The organism is Streptomyces sp. x-80 (assembly GCF_046549095.1).
Lineage (GTDB): Bacteria > Actinomycetota > Actinomycetes > Streptomycetales > Streptomycetaceae > Streptomyces > Streptomyces celluloflavus.
Genome location: NZ_JAJPWM010000006.1, coordinates 304254 through 324397 on the forward strand (window position 1 = coordinate 304254; position 20144 = coordinate 324397).

Consider the following 20144-nt stretch of genomic DNA (forward strand, 5'->3'; position numbering starts at 1 on the left):
GTCGGTAACGGCGCGCTCATGCTGCGCCACCCACGACGGACGAGTCAACGCCCGCGGTCCGCGTCGGCGCCAGGACATCAGTTCAGCGCCGCACGCCGGGCGGTGGGCGCGCGGGCGTGCGGCGGGGCCGGCCGAGCCGCCGTCAGGTGCGCAGCTCCAGGGCCGGGATGTCGTCGCGCGCGATGCCGAACGTCTGGGCGTAGAGGGCGAGTTCGGCCTCGATGGCGCGGACGATGGTCTCCTTGCGGCGGAAGCCGTGCCCCTCGCCGGCGAAGGTGAGATAGGCGTGCGCCACACCGCGTCCGGCGACCTCGGCGACGAACCGCTCGCACTGCGCGGGCGGACAGATCACATCGTCCAGGCCCTGGAGCAGCAGGAACGGCGCGGCGATCCGGTCCGCGTGGTGCAGCGGGGAGCGCTCGCGGTAGCGCTCGGGCACCTCGGCGAGCGGGCCGACCAGTGACTCCAGGTACCGCGACTCGAAGTCATGGGTCTCGCCGGTCGCCCAGGAGGTCAGGTCCAGGACCGGATAGCTGATCGTGCCGCAGGCGTAGAGGTCGGTGGTGGTCAGGGAGGCGGCGGTGGTCCAGCCGCCCGCGCTGCCGCCGCGGATGGCCAGCCGGGCGCGGTCGGCGGTGCCCTCCTCGGCGAGCGACCGGGCGACGGCCGCGCAGTCCTCGACGTCCACCACGCCCCACCGGCCGCGCAGCCGCTCGCGGTACTCCCGGCCGTAGCCCGTCGAACCGCCGTAGTTGACCTGGGCGACGCCGATACCGCGGGAGGTGAAATAGGCAATCTCCAGGTCGAGTACGAGCGGGGCGCGGCCGGTCGGGCCGCCGTGCGCCCACACCACGAAGGGCGGCAGTTCACCGTCGGGCCCGGTGTGGTCGGGGTGGTGCGGCGGATAGATGTGGGCGTGCACGTCCCGGCCGTCGGGGCCTGTGAACGTACGGGACCGGGGCCGAGGGTAGTACGCCGGGTCCAGCGCATCGGTGTGGCGGGAGGCGATGGCCCGGGAGCGGCCGGTGCAGGTGTCCAGCTCCACGATCTCGTAGGAGCTGTGCGGTCCGGCGGCGATGCCGATGATGCGGCTGCCGTGCGCGGCGAGATCCGGCGCCCACTCCGTCCACGGGCCCGCCGCGTCGACCAGTTCGCCGGAGACCGGGTCGAGGATGCCCAGGGCGTTGGCGCCGCGTCCGTGGACGGTGGCGACGGGGCCGCTCTCCAGCGGCAGGAACCAGCGCTGCCCGACGTTCCACAGCGGGCCGCCGAACTCCTCCTGCCGGGCGGGGCCCAGCCGGCGGCCCGCCGCCGGGCCGCCGGCCGCCGCGCCGGGGTCCACGCGGCGCAGTTCCCACCAGCCGTCGGGGTCGGAGACATAGAGCAGCGAGCCGTCGGCGGCCCATTCGATCTGGGCGACGGATTCGCCCCGCGCGGTGGCGTCCGGGACGGCGGGGCCGAGGTCGCCGACGAGCGGCCGGGAGTCGGTGAACTCCCCCTCGGCGGTGATCCCGGCGAGCATCACCAGGGTGCCGTCCCAGGGCATCCGGGGGTGGTCCCAGGCGATCCAGGCGGCCCGCCGGCCGTCCGGGGAGATTCGCGGCCCGGTGACGAAGCGGTGCCGGTCGTCGCTCAACTCCCTTACGGCGTCCCGGTGTTCGGCGGCGGTGCCGTCGAGCGGCACAGCGGCGATCACGCGGCGCACATCGGTGGGTGCGGGGCCGGTGAACTCCTCCAGGACGCACCACACCTCACCGCGCTCCGGGCGGAGCACCGGGTCCACCCAGCGCAGTCCGCCGCCGACGGCGGAGAGCGGGGTGAGCGGGCGCGGGGCGGCCCCGCTGTCCGGTTCCCAGGCGTACAGCCGCTGGTCGGCGAAGTTGCTGAAGACGACCAGTGTGCCGCGGTCGGTGACCGTGCCGGTCCAGGGCCGGCCGCCGTATTCGAGCACCCGGCTGCGGACGTTCCAGGGCGCGGGCAGCTCCGGTTCCTCGGTGCCGTCCGGCCGTCTGCGGACCAGGGTGCGCCGGCCGCCCTCGGCGGGCCGGGGCTCGGTCCACCAGATGTCGTCGCCGACCAGGCCGAGGAAGGCGGGGCGACCGTCGTGGGCGGCGACCGTCCGGGCGTCTATCGGGGACGGCCAGGCTCCGTAGGGGGCCGTGGTCACCATGCTGGGCTTCCTCCCGGGCCGGACCGGGCCGTACGGCCCGTCAGCCATCTCGTCGTGGGCGGCGGCGCGCTACGCCTGCCGCAGGAAATGGTCAAGGACGCGGACGCCGAAGTGCAAGGCGTCGACCGGTACCCGTTCGTCCACGCCGTGGAAGAGCGCCTGGTAGTCGAAGTCCGGGGGCAGTTTGAGCGGCGAGAAGCCGTACCCGGTGATGCCCAGCCGGGAGAACTGCTTGGCGTCCGTGCCGCCGGACATGCAGTACGGGACGACGTGCCCCTGCGGGTCGAAGTGCTCGATCGCGGCGCGCATCGCGGTGTAGACCGGTGCGTCGACCGGTGCCTGGAGCGCGACCTCCCGGTGCTGGTAGTCCCAGGTCACATCGGGTCCGGTGAGCTGGTCCAGGGTCGTGCGGAACTCCGCCTCGCCGCCGGGGACGACCCGGCCGTCCACATGGGCGACGGCGCTGCCCGGGATCACGTTGATCTTGTAACCGGCCGCCAGCATCGTCGGGTTGGCGCTGTTGCGGACGGTCGGCTCGACCAGTTTGGCGGCCGGGCCGAGCCGGCTCAGCAGGCGGTCGGCGTCGAAGCCGTCGGCGTGCACGTCCACGTCGATGCCGTACAGCGCGGCGAGTTCGCCGAGCGCGGCCCGCACGGTGGGGGTGAGCCGGACCGGCCATTCGTGCGCGCCGATCCGGGCCACCGCGGCGGCCAGCCGGCTGACGGCGTTCTCACGGTTGACCTTCGAGCCGTGTCCGGCCCGGCCGTGGGCGGTCAGGGTCAGCCAGGCGGTGCCCCGCTCCCCCGCCGCGATCGGGTACAGCCGCTTCCCGTCGCCCGCGTGGAAGGTGAAGGCCCCGGACTCGCTGATGCCCTCCGTGCAGCCCTCGAAGAGGCCGGGGTGGTGGTCGGCGAGGAATCCGGAGCCGTCCTCGGCGCTGGCCTCCTCGTCGGCGGTGAAGGCCAGCACGATGTCGCGGCGCGGCCGGACGCCCGTGCGGGCCCACCGGCGGACGGTGGCGAGCACCATCGCGTCCATGTTCTTCATGTCGACGGCGCCGCGGCCCCAGACCACACCGTCGCGGACCTCCCCGGAGAAGGGGTGCACGCGCCAGTCGGCGGGCTCGGCGGGCACCACGTCCAGATGCCCGTGGACCAGCAGCGCGTCGGCGGCTGGATCGGTGCCGGCGACCCGGGCGACGACGTTCGTACGGCCCTTGGTGCGCTCCAGCAGGGTGGGTTCCAGACCGGCGTCGGCCAGCCGCTCGGCGACGTACTCGGCGGCCGGGCGCTCCCGGCACTCGCCGTCGCCGGCGTTGGTGGTGTCGATGCGGATCAGCTCGGAAGTGAACCGCACGACCTCGTCGAGGGCCTGCTGGTCGACGGGACCGGGGTGCTCAGCCATATTGTTCCTCCACGGCGGACGAGACGACGGTGGTGACCGCCTTGAAGCACCGGATGGCTTCGTACATGTCGTCACTGGTATAGGCGACGCGGCGCTCTCCGCTGCGCTCCACGCCCGGTACGCAGGTCGCGGCGCCCACCAGGTGCTCCGCGTCGAACTCCAGCTCCAGGCGGAACGGGCCGCGCCGGGCCGGTTCGTGGCGCACCGCGAGCGGCGTCGCCTCCCGGGCCGCGGCCCGGATGTCGGCCGCGGTACGGGCCGGCGGGCGGCACACCGCGGCGTAGCGCGACACATAGTCCTTGACCGCGACACCGCGCGCCCGGGGGGCGTATCCCAGCGCGTCCTGGCAGGTCCGGTCGTCGCCGGTGACCAGCACGACCGGTACGCCGTACTCGGCGACCACCAGGGAGTTGAGGTAGCCCTCGCTGGCGCGGGTGCCGTCGACCCAGACACCGGTGAGGGTGTTGGCGAGGTAGGTGTGCGCGAGGACGCCTTCGGTGCCGGCCGCGGTGTGGTAGCCGAGGAAGGCGATGCCGTCGACATCGCCGTGCTGCACACCCTCGACCATGCTCAGCGACTTGTGCCGTCCGGTGAGCAGCTGCGCGCGCTCGTCGAGCTTTTCCAGCAGCAGGTTGCGCATCGTCCAGTGCGCTTCGTTGACCAGGACCTCATCGGCCCCGCCGTCGAAGAATCCGGCAATCGCCGCATTGACATCGGAGGTGAACATATGGCGGCAGCGCTCCCATTGGGGCGTGCCGGGCAGCACGTCGGCGGGCCAGGTCACGCCGGTGGCGCCCTCCATGTCCGCGGAGATAAGGATCTTCACCATGCGTCAGTCCTATCGCAGGTGGGAGGCAGTACGCACCGGTCCGGGCATCATGAATTGGCATCTTTTTGCGAGGACCGGACAGGTTCCCACCCTACCCGGGGCCGTACGCCGGGCCGGGCGGACGGACTTCCGCCGCGCCGCCGCGCCGCCGGGCGGTGGCCGCGGCCGACGGCGCCCGTCCGTCGGCCGCGGCCATCCGGTCAGTGTCCCCGGCGGCCGCGCCGTACCGTGAACTCGTCCACCGCGGACCCGTCCTCGATCAGACAGCGGACCTTCAGCTGCGCGGGGCGGCCCGCGGCGGCCGGTGTGACGTCGACCGCCACCAGCCCGTAGCCCGTGTACCGGACCCGGGACCATTCGACCTTGACGGTCTGCTCATGGCCGTCCCGGGTGGAGACCACCATGGGGACCGGTTCGTCGTTCGGCTTCTCGTGGCCCAGGTAGGTGTCGCCCACCGGGAACTTGTAGAGGCCGCCCCCGCCGCCGCCCGCCACCACGTAGGTGGTGCCGTCCGCCACCGGGTCGGTGGTGCCGCCGGAGGGGAGCTTGCGGGTGGCCTTGCCGTCCCGGATCGGGTCGGTCCGCTCGTAGACGTGGTTGTGGCCGTTGAGCACCAGGTCCACCTGGTAGCGGTCGAACAGCGGGGCCCAGTCCTGCTGGGCGCCCAGTTCGGCTCCGTTGTCGTGGCAGGTGGAGTAGGTGCACTGGTGGAAGTAGACGACGATGAAGTCGATGGTGGGGTCGGCGCGGAAGGCGGCCAGCCGGCGGCGCAGCCACGGTGTCTGCTTCCCCCTGGTGTAGTCCAGGTTGGCCGGGGTGTTGAAGCAGACGTCGTTGCCGTCCAGGCTGAGCAGCCCCACGTTCTGGTAGCGCCAGGAGTAGATGCCGGTGGAGCGCTCCCAGGCGTTGTCGGGCATGGCGTACCGCGCGCGCATACCGCCGTAGCCGTCCTCCCCGTACCACGCCTCCATCTCGTGGTTGCCCATCGAGATCATCCACGGGGTGCGGGACGAGACCGGCTCGTTCTGTACGAAGAACGAGTCCCAGACGCGGGCGTCGTATTTGTCGGAGCGGGTGCCGCCGCCCTCGGTGTTGGCGTAGCAGAGGTCGCCCATGTGCAGATGGAAGGCGGGATCGAGACCGGCGATCAGGTTGCTCGTCGCGGCGGCGTTGTAGCCGATGCCCTGGTCGCCGAAGGCGGTGAAGGTGAAGCTGCCGCCGTGCCCCGGCGCGGGGGCGGTGCGGAAGCTGGCCACCTCGCCGAGGCGGGCGCCCTGTGCGGCCGGGTCGTAGCCCCGGTGGCCGACGACGTAGTAGTACGTCGTGTCCGGTACGAGGTGGTCCAGCCGCGCGTGCAGGTGGTACTGGGTGACCTTCTTCGGTCTGACCAACGGCTGGTCCTCCACCGGGTGTTGCCAGGCGAGCTTGCTGACCAGCGGGCGGACCTCGGCGCGGACGCGGTTGCCCAGGTCGCCGGGGTTCAGGCCGATCCGGATGAACGGGTCGGCCACGGCGGCGGGCACCTGCCAGGAGACGACCATCTGCCGGGCGGGGTCGGCCCCGAAGTTGATGTGCCGTCCGAAGGGGCGCAGCGCGGACCCCGCGGTACGGACGGCGGAGGGGACGGCCGGGCCGGCGGCCGGGGCCGGGGCGGTGCGCGGGTCCGCGACCGCGGCCGCCGCGCCGCCCGGCAGCAGGACCGTACCGGCGGCCCACGCGGCGCCGCCCGACGCGCCGATGCGGAGGATGCCGCGGCGGGAGTGCCGGGACGCGGTCCCGTCCGGTGGAGCGGTGCCGGCCTCCTGTGCGGAGGCGGCGGGCCGCTCGTGCTGCTCGGCGGCGACCGGGCGGGCCGGGCCGCTGCCGGATTTCCCGTTCGGCCGCGCCGACGGGGCGGCTGCGTCGGGTCGTTCACCGTGCGCTGACGTCTCGTACATGCCCGGACGCTAGGGGAACCCGTCGAACTCAACAAGAGGTTCGACCGGCAAAAGATCACTGTGCGTGAGACCGACCGGAACATGTCCACGAGTCGCCATCTATCGGCCACTTACCGGCGGCTTACCGGCGGCGGTGGATGCCGGTGGCGCGCCCGGACACCCGGTCGCAGGGCAGCGGAGGCGGGTGGCACAGGGCCGCCCGCGTTCCAGGGGAACGTTCCACGGGCTTTCTCTTTCCCCAGGTCACAGCGTGCGTGGGCGTTCCGGCGTCCCGAATGCCCGGGAACCTTTGGCGCCGGAACCCGCCGCCCCGCAAGCTGAGTCCACCGCCGGCCGCCGCCGCGTCGGCCGCGTCGTAGCGGCAGTCGCAGTCACAGTCGCAGCGGTATCGGTCCGGCCCCTTCGACGTACCGGCCGCGGGCACGCCGTCCGTCGCCGCGGGCGCCGTACCGCATGCGTCATCGTCGCTTTCCGCATCCGCCACGGACACACACCGGGGAGAAGCACACACATGAACATCCGCCGCACCCGTATCGCCACCGCCGCCGCGGCCGCCCTCGTCGGCGCCCTCGCGCTCACAGGTCTGTCGACCGGGGCCGCGACCGCCGCGCCGGCCACGGCGAAGGCCGCCGCGCCCGTCACCTGCACCGGCGCCAACACCAGGGTCGAGGTCTCCCGGGTGAGCCGTCCCGTCAGCCACCTGCTGGTCAAGGCCACCAACACCGGCACGGTGCCCTGCTATGCGTACGGCGCCCCGCTGCTGGGCTTCGACCAGCCGCAGGCCGCCCTGCCGATCCTCCGTGACAGCATCCCGCAGGCCGTCGTCACCCTGGAGCCGGGGCAGTCCGCCTACGCCGGCGTCCGCACCTCGGGCGACGGCGGCCACGGTCACTGGGGCGCGGAGCTGTCCCTGGGCTTCCAGGGCCGCGACCTCGCCGGCTCGGTCGGGCCCATGGTCTCCCCCGCCGTCCCCAAGGGCACCTGGGTCGACGACTCCGCCACGGTCACCTACTGGCAGACCACCGCGGCCGACGCCCTCGCCTGGTAACCCGGCCCCGGCACACGGCCGGCACCGAACTCACCCCGGTCTCCCTTCCTCCTGGAGACCGGGGTGTCCGGCGTGCCACGACGGTTCGCGGCGCCCGCCGCCGAATAGGAGGCGGCCGTCCCCCTCCTCCAGGGCAACACCCACGACGAACAGGTCGAGTTCGCGCCGGCCGCCCACCACTGCGGACTCTGGTTCTGACTCCTCCCGGCGCGGCGGCGCGGCGAGACCTGTGCGGAGTCCGCGCAGGTCTCGCCGCCGTGAGGTAACCGCGCTCGGGGTACGCGCGCCCGGTGTGCGCGACAGCCCGCGCTCCACCGGTCCACGGCCCGTGCTCCACCGGTCCACGGCCCCAGCCGGACACCGCCGCACCCGGCCGCCAGGACCGATACGGTCCGCCCTACGCCGACGCGGCCCCAGGCGCCAGCAGCCCGGAGGTGTCGATCACCTGCCGGATCGCCACCCCACTCGCCAGTTCCTCCAGCGCCTCGTTGAGCCCACTGAGCGGAAGCGTGCCGGTGTGCAGTTCCTCCACCGGCATCGCCCCGGCCCGCCAGAGGTCCAGGTAGCGCGGGATGTCCCGGCGCGGGACCGCGTCGCCCATGTACGAGCCGATCAGTGACTTCCCCTCGCCGGCGAAGGCCAGCGCGGGCACCTCCAGGGTGCGGCCCGGGGCCGGCAGGCCCACCGAGACGACCCTGCCGCCCCGGTCGACCGCCTGGAGGCACTCCCCCGTCACGGCCGGGCTGCCGACCGCCTCGACGGCCAGGTCGGCGCCGCCGTCCGTGAGCTGACGGATCGCCTCGACGGCGCCGTCGGGGGCGATCGCGTGATGGGCGCCGAGCCGCCGGGCCAGGTCGCGTTTGGCCGGCACCGGGTCGACGGCGATGACCGGGAAGGCACCGGCCGCCCGTGCGCCCAGCACGGCGGAGAGGCCGACGCCGCCGAGCCCGTACACCACCGCGGACTGGCCGGGGCGCAGCGCCGCCGTGTTGATCACCGCGCCCGCGCCGGTGAGGACCGCGCAGCCGAACATCGAGGCCACGGCGAACGGGATGTCGGACGGGATCGGGACCACCGACTCCTGGGCGACGACGGCGTATTCGGCGAACGCGGAGACCCCCAGCTGGTGGTGGACGGTCCGGCCGGCGGCGTCCCGCAGCAGCGCGGGGCCGTGCAGCAGACCGCCGGAACCGTTGGCCGCCGCGGCCGCGCCGCACAGTGCGGGACGGCCCTCACCGCAGCGGCGGCACTGTCCGCAGCTGGGCACGAAGACCAGCGCGACATGGTCGCCGGGGGCGACGCGCCGTACGCCGGGACCGGTCTCCGCCACCACGCCGACCGCCTCGTGGCCCAGCGCCATCGGCAGCGGGCGGACCCGGTCGCCGTTGACGACGGAGAGGTCCGAGTGGCAGAGGCTGGCCGCGGCCACCCGGACCAGCACCTCGCCCTCCCGGGGCGCGCCGAGCGTCAGTTCCTCGATCTCCACGGGCCGGCTGTCCCGGTAGGGGCGGCGCCCGGTGACCTCGCGCAGGACGGCTGCCGCGATCTTCATGCGGCCGCCTCCGCGCGCGGGGTGCAGCGCAGGACGTCGCGCTGTTCCAGCAGGGGCACGATCCGGCCGATGACGAGGTCCTGGAAGTGGGCCGAGGCGCAGTGCGCGGTGAAGCCGGCCTCGGCGTCGTACTCCTCGTACAGCGCGATGGCGCGCGGGTCCTCGGTGCCCTGGTGGACGCGGTACCGGCGGCAGCCGGGCTCCTGGCGGGACGCCCGCGCCATGGCGTCGAGCAGGGTCAGGACCTCCTCCTCACGTCCGGGCAGGGTGCGGTAGCGGGCGATGACGACATAACTCATGTCCTACTCCAAAGGGGTGGTGCGGGCGGGGGCGGCGGGCACCGCCGGGAGCTGGTCGCGGCGCAGCTCCCACAGCCGGGGGTCGGAGGTGGCCGCGGCGACCGCGCCGAGGGCGATCGCCTTGGCCACGTCCGCGGCCGTCTCGACGAAACCGGCCGCGACGAAGGGCGTCATGGCCCGCTGCGCCTGAGGGCTCATATGCGCCACGATCGGCGCGGGCATGACCTCCACCAGGTCGGGCAGTCCCCGGGCCACCGCGTCCGTGCTGCGCCGCAGGTTGGACCGGTCGGTGACGAACACCTTCATCATGGACAGCAGGCCCAGCGGCCGGGCCTTCTCGATGAGGTTGAGCCGGGTGCTGACCACCCCGGCCGCGCCCATGTGTTTGAGGAACTCCAGCGCGCCGCGGTCCTGCGCCAGGCCGGGGCTGCTGTCGACGTTGACGAAGACCGTCTTGCCCGCCCGGCCGAGCGCGGGCACGATCTGCGGCAGTTGCCCCACCGGCAGCGAGGCGACGATGCCCACCGACGCGGGGGCCTCGGCGAACTGCCGTACCAGTTGCGCCCCGACGACCGACGCGATGACGGGGACCTGGGAGAAGGCGGTGGAGAGCCGGCGGTCGAGGGCGACGCCGGGCCGGGGTCGAGGATTCATGGCCTGCCTGTGGTGGAGGGCGCCGGCTCAGGCCAGCGGTGCGGTGCCGAAGCGGCTGGGCAGGCCCAGTTTGCCCGGGTTGAGAATGCCGGCCGGATCGAGGGCCTCCTTGACGGCGGCGAAGGCGGCGAACCCGGCGCCGAGGGCTTCGGGCAGGTAGGGGCCGCGCAGCAGACCGCAGCCGTGGTGGTGGCTGATCGCCGCGCCGTGGCGCAGCAGGACCTCGTTGGCGGCGTCCCAGACGGCGCGGTACCACTCGCGGCGCCGGCCGGGCTCGACATCGCCGCGCAGCGAGAAGTAGACGCAGGCGCCGTCGGTGTAGGCGTGCGACTGGTGGGCGGAGGCGGCCAGGGTGCCGGGTACGGACTGGATGGCGGCGGTCACCTCCGTGTAGATGCCGGGCAGTTCGGCCCAGGAGGCGGCCATCTCCAGGGTGTCGGCGACGAAGCCGGGGCCCGGGGTGAAGCCGTCGGCGGACTTGCCGACCAGCATCCGGTCGTTCAGCCAGCGCGCGAAGACGGCGTCGCTGTCGAGTTCGGGACCGTATTCGGCGCAGATCTCGGCGCTGACCGCCAGGCCCGCGGCCACCAGCGCGGGGTCGCCCTCGTCGGCGATGAGCAGCAGGTTGGTGTCCGGCAGGTCGAAGTGGACCTTGCTCTCCAGGGCGTCGTACAGCCGCAGTACGGCGGGGGTGGCGCCGCGCTGGAGGATGCGGCGGCAGGCTTCGAGGCCCTCGGCGAAGGTGGCGAAACCGAAGGCGAGGGCCTTGGCGTGACCGGGGAGCGGGTGGACGCGCAGCCGGGCGCCGGTGATGACGCCCAGTGTGCCTTCCGAGCCGATGAACAGCTGGCGCAGGTCGGGGCCGGTGGCGGCGCGGGAGTAGTCGCCGTAGGTGGCGCGGGTGCCGTCGGCGTGCACGACGTCGATGCCGACGACCATGTCCTCGATCTTGCCGTAGCGGGTGGAGAGCTGGCCGGCGCCGCGGCAGGCGATCCAGCCGCCGACGGTGGAGACGGCGAACGCGGACGGCCAGTGGCCGGTGGTCACGCCGTACGTCTCCTGGAGTTCCTGCTCGAAGAGGTCGCCGAACATGCCCGCCTGGACGTCCACGACGTTCGACTCCGCGTCGAAGGACGTGATCCGGTTCAGGCCGCACAGGTCCAGGACGACGCCGCCGAAGACGGGCAGCGCCGCGCCGGTGACGTTGCTGCGGCCCGCCGAGGGGGTGACCGGGATTCCGGCGGTGTGGCAGATCCGCAGGACGGCGGCGACCTGGTCGGCGTCGGTGGCCTCGACGACGACGGCGTCCGGGGTCGCCGGGCGGCCGTCGGTCTCGCCGATCATCGAGCCGGCCCACCAGTCGCGGGTGCGGGCGACGACCTCGGCGCGCTCGACGTGGACGGTGTGCGCGGCGTCGCGCAGCGCGTCCAGCACCGCATCGGGGACGGGCACGGGGTCCGCGGCCTGGAGGGCGGCGGCACCGTCACCGATGGGCGTGGTGCGGGCCCAGCGCGGCGGTGTGGGTGCGCCGACGGTGTAGTCGCCGCGGTTGAAGGGGTGGGTGATGGTCTGTCGGCTGATCACGGTGCTGCTCCTTGGGTGGTACGGGCCGCTCGGTGGGGAGCGGCGGGGGCGCGAGGGGTACGCGGTGGTCCGCGCGAGGGGCCGGCCGCTCAGGCCGTGCCGGGGCCGGTGGCCGCGGCGGCGCCCTCGAAGAGGACCGTCCGCTCGTGGCGTACGTCGGCGAGGTAGGCGCTGACCTGCTGTTCGATCTGGGCGTCGGTCAGGCCCAGTTCCCGGCCGAGCAGCGCGCCGACGGCCGGCGCCGCGGCGGCCGAGGCGTCCCGGGCGAACAGCCGGGCGCGGGTGCGGCGGGAGAGGACGTCGTCGACCGAGCGGGCGAGTTCGCAGCGGGCCGCGTAGACGACCTCGGCGCGGGTGTAGGGCAGACCGGCCACGACCGGGTCGGCGAGGGTCGGGTCCTCGCTGATCAGGTCGTGCACGAAGCGCGCCTCGGTGCCGTAGCGCTCGCCGAAGTGCGCGGCGAGCCCGCCGGTCGCGGCGACCGCTTCGGCGTCGTAGCCCGCGCCGCCCAGCAGCGGCAGGTGGGCGGTGCGGCTGCGGGCCTGCCCCTTGCGGCCGAGGACGGTGAGGACCTTGTCGATGACCAGCTCGCCCATGTGGCGGCTGGTGGTGAGTTTGCCGCCGGTCACGGTGACCATGCCGCCGGCGCCGATGGTGATGTGGTGGTCGCGGCGCATGTCGAGGGTGGCACCCTCCTTGCCGCCGACCAGCGGCCGCAGCCCGCCGATGCTGCCGACCACGTCGTCCGGGCCGAGTGTGGTGTCGAAGGCGGTGTTGGCGCCCTCCAGCAGGAACTCCATCTCCTCGCGGGTGCAGTGCACATCGTCGGTGGAGCCCTGGTAGTCGTTGTCGGTGGTGCCGAGCACCACGGTGTCGCCCCAGCGGGTGCAGGTGGCCCGGCGGGCCCGGCCGGGGATCGGGACGGTGATGGTGCAGTCGTTACGGATCTTGTGCCAGGGCACGACGATATGGACGCCCTTGGCCGGGCGCACCTGCGGCCGGTGTCCGTCGTCGGCCATCGAGTCGACGCTGTCGCTCCACACGCCGGTGGCGTTGACCACGGCGTTCGCGCGGATGGTGAGGGTCTCGCCGTCGGCGCCCGCCTCGGCGCCGCCGACCCGGCCGTTGCGGGTGATCAGCCGGTTCACCGTGGCGCCGTTGAGTACGGTGGCGCCCAGCGCCGCCGCGGTACGGATGACGGTGAGGGTCAGCCGGGCGTCGTCGGCGCGGCTGTCGAAGTAGAGCAGTCCGCCCGTGAGGTGCTCGGCGCGGAGCGTCGGGGCGTGCCCGAGGACTTCGGGGACGGTCAGCCGCTGGTGGAGCTTGCCGATGCGCCAGCCGCCGACCAGGTCGTAGGTCCACAGCAGGCCCTCGAAGCCCTTGGCGAGCCGGGGGTCGAAGACCCCTTCCTTCTCCAGGACGGGGAAGAGGAACGGCAGCCGCTGGACGAGGTGCGGGGCGTTCTTGCGGAAGCGGTGGCGTTCCAGCAGCGAGTGCCGTACGAGGTTGACGTTGCCCTGTTCGATGTACCGCAGCCCGCCGTGCACCATCTTGGAGGACTTCGACGAGGTGCCGGAGGCGAAGTCGTCCTTCTCCACCAGCGCGGCGCGCAGTCCCCGGGAGGCGGCGTCCAGGAGGGCGTACGCCCCGGTGATGCCGCCGCCGATGACGAGCACGTCGAAGACCTCGTCCGCCAGCCGGCGCTTGATCCGGTCGCGGTCGAGGAGCAGGGGCTTGCCGCGGGCGGCGGCCGCGGCGGTGCGCCGCGGTTTGCGGGCGGGCATGGTGATCACGAGATCAACTCCTGGTGGTTCGGGTGGTGCTGGTGGATCGGGTGGTGCGGTGAGTGGGAGTGGCGCCGGTGGGGCGGGGGCGCCGGTGAGCCGGGGTGATCCGGGCGGGCCGTGTCACGGACCGTCCGGGGCCGCTCCGCGGCCGGGTTCGTGCAGATGCCGGGCCATCAACTCCCGCCACCACGCCCGGCGTTCGGCCCGGTCGTCCGGTCCGGTGGACGGTTCGAAGACCTCGCCCCGGGGCTGCGCCTCGACGACCTCCGTGAGCGAGGACCACAGGCCCTCGTGCACGCCCGCCAGATACGCGGTGCCCCGCAGACTGGCGGTGGCGGAGTCGGTGACCCGCTCCAGCGGGAGGCCGGTGAGGTCGGCCTGGATGCGCAGGAGCGGATCGCTGCCGGACACCCCGCCGCCGACCCGCAGCTGCCGGAAGGGCGCGCCCATCGTGCCGGCCACCCCGTCGATGAGGTCGCACACCGAGTGCGCGATGCCGTCGAAGACCGCTCGGGCGACGTCCGCGCGGCCGGTGGCGAGGGTGAGACCGCCGAGCGCGGCCGCGGCCTCGGGGTGCCAGTCGGGCGTACGGACCCCGACCAGCGCCGGGATGAACCAGGCGCCGCTCGCCGGTGCGCGCTCCGCCCGGCCGGCCAGCTCGCCGATCTCCTGCGGGGAGGTGAAGAAGCCGAGGTCGTCGCAGAGCCAGCGCAGCGCGGAGCCGGTGGTGGAGCTGTACGCCTCCAGGCTGTACTGGGTGGTCGTGCCCTGCCGCCAGCCGGGCTGGGCGAGCACCCCGGAGATCCCGGGCCGGGGCAGGGCGGGGCGGTGGCCGGTCGCGACGTCCACGAACGCGCCGGTCCCGTACACGCACATGCCGTGCCCGGCGGCGAGACCGCCGAGCGCGACCAGTGCCGCGTGCTGGTCGCCCATGGAGGCGGCGATCGGCACCCGGACGCCCAGGACGGCGGGGTCGGTGGTGCCGAACCCGGCGTCGTCGGCGCACAGCTGGGGCAGCAGCTCGGGCGGGAAGCCCTGGTGCGCGATCCACTCCTCGTCCCAGGCGTGCCGCTCCAGGAGATATCCGCCGGTGGAGCAGGCGTTGGTGGCCGTCGTGGCGTGCACGGCGCCGCCGGTCAGCTGCCAGATCAGCCAGGTGTCGACGGTGCCGAAGACGAGCCGGCCCGCCCGGTGGGCGTCCCGTACCGCGGGGTGTCCGGCGAGCTGCCGGGCGGCCCAGTAGAACGGGGCGCGCGAGCCGACCGGGCGGCCGGTGCGCCCGATGAGGACCTGGTCCCAGGCGGCCTCGAAGGCGAGCAGCTCCTGCGCGTAGCGGCGGTCCTGCCAGACCACGGCGGGCAGCAGGGGGCGGCCGGTGACCCGGTCCCAGAGCATGGCCGTCGCCCGCTGGGTGGAGAGCGCGACCGCCCGGACCTCGATGCCCTCCGCACGCGCCGCGGCCAGCGCCTGCCGGCACACCTCCAGGGTGGCGGTCCAGATCTCCATCGGGTCCTGCTCGACGGAGTGCGCGTCGGGGCGGGCCACCTTGATCGGCCGGTAGCGGACCGGTCCGGCGGCGCCGGAGTCCAGGACGACACCGGCCCTGGTGCCCGTCGTGCCCTCGTCCACGGCCAGCACGCCGAGCCGCCGGCCGGCGCCACCGCCGTGGGATGGGGCGGGGTGAGGCCCGGTGCCGTGCTCCGGGCCGGGGAACATCTGCGTCATTGCAGCCCTTTCGGTTCAGCGGGTGCCGGCGACGACGGGGGTTCCGGACGGGCCGCCGTCGGCCGCCTGCCGCGCCGGCTCGTCCGGCGATTCCGTGGTCCGCGTCGGGTCCCACTTGATCAGCAGGCAGGTCAGCAGCCCGAGCAGCGGCACGGCCGACAGGACCAGGAACGTGTGGTCCAGCCCGATGGCGTCCTTGATCTGCGGGAAGAGGTACAGCCCGGCGACGCTGCCGAAGCTGCCCACCATGCCGGTGACGCCGGTGCCCAGGGCGCGGACGTCGCTGCGGTAGGAGAGCGCCGCGATGGACTTGCCGTTGGCGCCGGGCCCGGCCGAGTGGCAGAGGATGAACAGCGCGGGAAGCACGAAGCCGACCGCGGTCGGGACCCGGCCGAACGTCAGCCCCATCGCGACGAGCACCACGAACACTCCGGCGAAGCCGGCGGCCGAGCTGATCCGCAGGCCGAGCCGGCGCCCGAGGTAGGCGGAGCCGAAGCCGCCGGCGATGCCGAAGGCGTTGAACACCATCGAGCCGACGGTGGCCTTCTCGAAGCTCTCGCCGAAGATCGCCAGGCTGATCAGCGGCAGGTACCAGCCGACCGCGAAGTACTGCATCGACTGGCCCAGCGAGATCACCGAGGAGAGCGCGGTACGCCGCAGGTAGGCGCCCCGGAAGAGGACCCCGGCCTGCCGCATGCCGATCTCGGGGGCGCGGTGCTCCGCGACCGCCGCCGCGGCCGTACCGGCCACCGCCTCGATGCCGAAGATCCGGTGCAGGCTGTCCGCCGCGTCCGACAGCCGCCCCTTGGCCGCCAGCCATGCCGGGCTCTCCACCAGCAGCAGGGACTGCGAGGCCAGCAGGACCGCCGCGACCACCCCGGCCGACCCCACCGACCAGCGCCAGATGTCCGGGCCGACGTCGAAGTGGAAGAACACCAGGGCCAGCGCGAGATTGCTGGTGGCGGCGATGTACCAGACGGCCTGCCACAGGTTGAGCCGGCCGCGCAGCGACGCGGGCGTGTACTCGGCCAGCAGCGCCATCGCCACGGCGAAGTCGATGCCGTACGCGACGCCGACCAGCACCCGGCCCAGCCAGACGGTGGTGAAGTCGCCGGCGAACGCGGCGAGCAGCGCGCCGGCCAGCGCGAAGACCTTGGCCAGCAGGAGCGGGGGGACGCGGCCGAACCGCGTCGCGAGCCAGCCGCCGACCGGGTTGAAGACGATCGCCAGCGCCGGTGCGGTGGCGGTCAGCACCGATATCTGGGTGCTGCTCAGGGACATCTGGGCGGTCATGGGGGACAGCCCCGCGCTCAGCGCCGCGTTCGAGTAGGCGTCGAGGAAGAGGCCGCCGAACACCAGGTACCAGATGATTCGCGCCCGGCCGGTGATCTTGGTGAGCCCATCGATGAGCGCAACGACATCGGCGACGCCGTTGACGCTCGGACGTTGTGCCATGAATCCGCCTTCGGGGAAGACCGGTCGATGGCACGACGAAGAAAAAGCAGGCACGGCGAGGCCACCGACAGGTGGTCTGCGTCTGTGCCTGCCTAAATGCCGCGGACGAAGAGCCGCGGACGGAATTGCTCCCGAAGGTTAAGAAGGAAACTTCAACGGCGTCAAGGGTTTCGGGAACGTTGCCGGGACGTGACGGCCGGGGCGGGCGGCGTGCTCCGCCGCCCGCCCCGGCCGCGCTCTCCGCCGCCGGGGCCGTCCCGCCGCGCCCCCGCCGTCAGTGTGCCGCGGGCGTGAAGTCCGCCGGCAGCAGCTGGCGCAGCTCGTCCAGGGTCGGGGCGGCCGAGTGGCTCAGCCGGCCCGCCTGGCGGGTGACCATCGACTCGAAGACCTTGCGCGCGTAGCGGGCGTTGCCGAAGGAGCGGTCGCGCGGTACGGCCGCGAAGTGCGCGCGCAGCAGCCCCGACAGCTCGGGCCCGCAGACGTAACCGCCGGACAGGGCCTGCTGTTCGACGATGACGACGAGGTCGTCGGCCGAGTAGTCGGTGAACTCGACGCGGTGCGCGAAGCGCGAGGAGAGGCCGGGGTTGGAGGCCAGGAAGCCGTCCATCTCCTCGGCGTAGCCGGCCGCGATGACCACCACGTCGTCGCGGTGGTCCTCCATCAGCTTCACCAGCGTGTCCACGGCCTCCTGCCCGAAGTCCGAGCCGCCGCGGCCGGTGGGGGTGAGCGTGTACGCCTCGTCGATGAAGAGCACCCCGCCGCGCGCCCGGTCGAACGCGTCGGCCGTCATCTGCGCGGTGTGCCCGACGTAGCGGCCGACCAGGTCGGCGCGGGCGACCTCGACCACCTGGCCCCTGGGCAGCGCGCCGAGGGCCGCCAGCAGCCGGCCGTAGAGGCGGGCCACGGTGGTCTTGCCGGTACCGGGCGGGCCGGTGAAGACGATGTGCTGGCTCAGGGCCGGGGTGGGCAACCCGGCCGCCGCCCGGCGCCGCGCGTTGGCGAGCAGATGCACCAGGTCGGCGACGGTGCGCTTGGCCTCCGGCAGACCCACCATCGCGTCGAGCTCGGCGAGCAGCGCGTCGAGGCTCTCCTGGTCGCCGCCGGTGGTGTCGGAGCCGATACCGGTGGCGGGGGGTGCGGCGAGGTCCTCCGGTTGCAGCCGGACGAGTTCGGCGGGCGCCGCGTCGGGCTGGGCGGCCAGGCGGAACGCCTGGCGCTCGACCATCTCCTCGAAGGTACGGCGCGCGGTGCGGGCGTTGCCGAACGTCTCATCGCGCGGGATCTTCTCGAAGTAGCGGTTCAGCGCCTCGGCGGTACCGGGGCCCAGCTCGTACTCATGGCGCCGGCAGACCCGCTCCACGATGGTCACCAGCTCGTCCACCGAGTAGTTGGGGAACTCGATCGTCCGGCTGAAACGCGAGGCCAGACCGGGGTTGGAGGCCAGGAAGCGGCGCATCTCGACGGAGTAGCCGGCGACGATGACCACCGCGTCGTCACGGTGGTCCTCCATCAGCTTCACCAGCGTGTCCACGGCCTCCTGCCCGAAGTCCGGTCCGCCGCCGCTGTCCGACTGCGCGGTGAGGGTGTACGCCTCGTCGATGAAGAGCACTCCGCCGAGCGCCTTGTTGAACGCCTCGGTGGTCTTGATCGCGGTGCCGCCGATGACCTGGGCGACCAGGTCCTGCCGGGCCACTTCGACGATGTGCCCGTAGCGCAGCACCTCCAGCTCGGCGAGGATGCTGCCGTACAGGCGGGCGATGGTGGTCTTGCCGGTGCCGGGCGGCCCCGCGAAGACCAGGTGGCGGCTGATCGGCGCCACGGACATGCCCATCTCGGTGCGCCGGCGGGCCATCTGGCTGAGGTTCACCAGCGTGGTCACATCGCGCTTGACGGCTTCCAGCCCGACCAGGGAATCCAGCTCTTCCAGCGGCGTCAGCTTCTTGTTCCGGCGCGGCGCGTCCTTGCTGTCGGCGGCCGCCGGGCGCGCGGGGTCCCCGGCGGGCGCCGCGGGGCCGTCCGGGTCCGCGGCGGGCCCGGCGGGCGGCGCCGCGCCGTCCGCCGCCGCGTCGCTCCCGGCCGCCTCCCCGGCCGGCAGGCCGTGTACGTCCTCGGCGGCGTTGGACCGGCTGACCAGGTTCTCCAGTACGGTCTGCGCGCTGACGACCGTGCGGCGCAGCCCCGAGCGGCCGTTGTCGAAGGCGGCGCAGTCCTTGAGCACGAGGCGCTCGGCGGTGTGCAGCAGCACTCCGTCGCCGGTGTTCTCGAAGACCTCGCAGCCGGTGAGCGTGCCGGTGCCGCCGGCCGCGACCATGACGCCGCTGCGCCCGCAGCCGTGGAAGCGGGAGCGGGTGGCGGTCACGCTCGCCCCGGCGGTCACCGAGAGGCCGTCCCCGCCGGCCCGGAACACATCGCATTCGCGGAACTTGGCGGCGGCGTTCTTGGCGACCGCGAGGCCGTTGATGCCGCTGTCGCGGACCACGACGGCGCTCAGGTGCGGGCGCGCGGAGTCGGTCACCTGCACCCCGGACTTGCGCACCTCGCTGATCTCCACGTCCTCGTACCGTCCGCGGGCCTCGTCGCGCACCTCGATGCCGTGGCCCTCGCACCCGGCGAGGGTGGCCCGGCGCAGCAGCGGGTTCGCGCTCTCGTCGACGGTGACGGCGCTGCCGCCCGCCCCGTTGACCCGCAGCTGGTCCAGTTCGGCGACGCAGTCCTCGGTCAGCTGCGCACCGGTGACCGGGCCGCCGCTCAGCCGGGTTCCGGTGAGGACCGGGGCGGCGGTGCCGCCGATCCACAGCGCGGCCTGCCCGGCGTCCTCGACCTCGCACTCCTCGAACCGGCCGCGGGCCTTGCCGTCGATCCGGATGCCCTGCTCCCCCGGGGCGGTGACCCGCAGCCGGCGGACGACCGGGTCGGCGTCGCCGGTCAGCGTCATACCGTGCCCGACGGAGTCCTGCACCGTGCAGTCCTCCACGAGCACGCGGTTACGGCTGGCTATGTGGATGCCGATGGTCTTGGCGTCCCGGACCCGGCTGCGCAGGACGCGGGTGGCGCTCTCCTCCTCCAGCGCGATACCGGGCTTGCCGGTGCCCTGGAACTCGCAGTCCTCGACCGTGCCGCGCGCCTGGCCGCTGGCGAAGAGCCCGTTGCCGCCCGCGTCGCGTACGGTGCAGCGGCGGATCAGCGGATTGCCGCGCTCGCCGATCACCAGCGCGGAGTCCGCCAGGTCCTCCAGCGTGCAGCCCTCGATGACGGACTCGGCCTCGCTGGTGACCACGATGCCGGCGCCGCCCGGGTTGGTGACCCGGCAGTCCCGCATGGCGAGCGCGCCGGACTCCCGGGCCAGGACGGTGGCCCAGGACCGGGCGCTGATCTCGCAGCCGTCCAGTTCCAGTTGCCCGTCGGGGACGTCGACGGCGGGCCGCTCACCGTCCTGGCCGCGGATGACCAGTCCGGTGAGCTTGACGGCCTCCGCCGCCGCGGTGACCGCGGTGCCCGAGCGCGGGGCGAGCTCGACGCTGCCCTGGCCTTCGGCCGCGATGACCGTCACCACGGCGGTGAGCACCAGGGTTTCGGCGTAGCGCCCGGGTGCCACCGTGATCAGCGCGCCTCCTTGGGCGGCACCGACCGCCTCCGCGATGGTGGCGTAGCAGCCGGGGCTGTTCGGGTCGACGGCCAAAACCTGGCGTGTCATTACGGT

Annotated in this window: 13 protein-coding genes; 1 reads left to right on the top strand and 12 read right to left on the bottom strand. The window is 73.7% G+C overall.

Features of this window, described 5'->3' with window-relative positions; all coding sequences use genetic code 11:
- Window positions 1-142: 142 nt before the first annotated feature.
- From ACLJWH_RS14365 to ACLJWH_RS14380, 4 genes are all read right to left on the bottom strand, one after another.
- A complete protein-coding gene (locus tag ACLJWH_RS14365; RefSeq protein ID WP_411142052.1) occupies window positions 143-2170 on the bottom strand; it encodes a S9 family peptidase in 2028 nt (675 codons plus the stop codon).
- Window positions 2171-2239: 69 nt separating this feature from the next.
- A complete protein-coding gene (locus ACLJWH_RS14370) occupies window positions 2240-3574 on the bottom strand; it encodes a M20/M25/M40 family metallo-hydrolase (protein ID WP_411142053.1) in 1335 nt (444 codons plus the stop codon).
- Window positions 3567-4400: a M55 family metallopeptidase gene (locus ACLJWH_RS14375; RefSeq protein ID WP_411142216.1), complete on the bottom strand. Its 834-nt coding sequence runs from the start codon at window positions 4398-4400 to the stop codon at window positions 3567-3569. Before ACLJWH_RS14375 ends, ACLJWH_RS14370 begins: the two co-directional genes overlap by 8 nt.
- Window positions 4401-4603: 203 nt before the next feature.
- Window positions 4604-6340, bottom strand: coding sequence for a purple acid phosphatase family protein (locus tag ACLJWH_RS14380; RefSeq protein ID WP_411142054.1), 1737 nt, complete (start codon window positions 6338-6340; stop codon window positions 4604-4606).
- A 511-nt stretch (window positions 6341-6851) separates the two neighbouring features.
- Between ACLJWH_RS14380 and ACLJWH_RS14385 the strand changes: the two genes are divergently transcribed.
- Window positions 6852-7388: a DUF4232 domain-containing protein gene (locus ACLJWH_RS14385; protein WP_411142055.1), complete on the top strand. Its 537-nt coding sequence runs from the start codon at window positions 6852-6854 to the stop codon at window positions 7386-7388.
- A gap of 397 nt (window positions 7389-7785) precedes the next feature.
- Here the strand turns inward: ACLJWH_RS14385 and ACLJWH_RS14390 are convergent, their stop codons facing one another.
- The 8 genes from ACLJWH_RS14390 to ACLJWH_RS14425 form a co-directional block, all read right to left on the bottom strand.
- A complete protein-coding gene (locus tag ACLJWH_RS14390; RefSeq protein WP_411142056.1) occupies window positions 7786-8940 on the bottom strand; it encodes a zinc-binding dehydrogenase in 1155 nt (384 codons plus the stop codon).
- Window positions 8937-9239 (bottom strand): putative quinol monooxygenase, encoded by a 303-nt coding sequence (locus tag ACLJWH_RS14395; protein ID WP_411142057.1) that lies wholly within the window; start codon window positions 9237-9239, stop codon window positions 8937-8939. The genes ACLJWH_RS14390 and ACLJWH_RS14395 overlap by 4 nt, the downstream gene beginning before the upstream one ends.
- 3 nt (window positions 9240-9242) lie before the next feature.
- The gene (locus ACLJWH_RS14400; protein WP_411142058.1) at window positions 9243-9893 is read right to left on the bottom strand and encodes a glycerol-3-phosphate responsive antiterminator; all 651 of its coding nucleotides are present in this window, start codon (window positions 9891-9893) and stop codon (window positions 9243-9245) included.
- A 27-nt stretch (window positions 9894-9920) separates the two neighbouring features.
- Window positions 9921-11477, bottom strand: a complete 1557-nt coding sequence (locus tag ACLJWH_RS14405; protein ID WP_411142059.1) for an FAD-binding oxidoreductase — start codon at window positions 11475-11477, stop codon at window positions 9921-9923.
- 89 nt (window positions 11478-11566) lie between these two features.
- The gene (locus tag ACLJWH_RS14410) at window positions 11567-13270 is read right to left on the bottom strand and encodes an FAD-dependent oxidoreductase (protein WP_411142060.1); all 1704 of its coding nucleotides are present in this window, start codon (window positions 13268-13270) and stop codon (window positions 11567-11569) included.
- Window positions 13271-13384: 114 nt separating this feature from the next.
- Window positions 13385-14980, bottom strand: a complete 1596-nt coding sequence (locus ACLJWH_RS14415) for an FGGY family carbohydrate kinase (RefSeq protein WP_411142217.1) — start codon at window positions 14978-14980, stop codon at window positions 13385-13387.
- A 24-nt stretch (window positions 14981-15004) separates the two neighbouring features.
- Window positions 15005-16444, bottom strand: a complete 1440-nt coding sequence (locus tag ACLJWH_RS14420) for an MFS transporter (RefSeq protein ID WP_411142061.1) — start codon at window positions 16442-16444, stop codon at window positions 15005-15007.
- A gap of 274 nt (window positions 16445-16718) precedes the next feature.
- Window positions 16719-20138 (bottom strand): right-handed parallel beta-helix repeat-containing protein, encoded by a 3420-nt coding sequence (locus tag ACLJWH_RS14425; protein ID WP_411142062.1) that lies wholly within the window; start codon window positions 20136-20138, stop codon window positions 16719-16721.
- Window positions 20139-20144 lie beyond the last annotated feature (6 nt).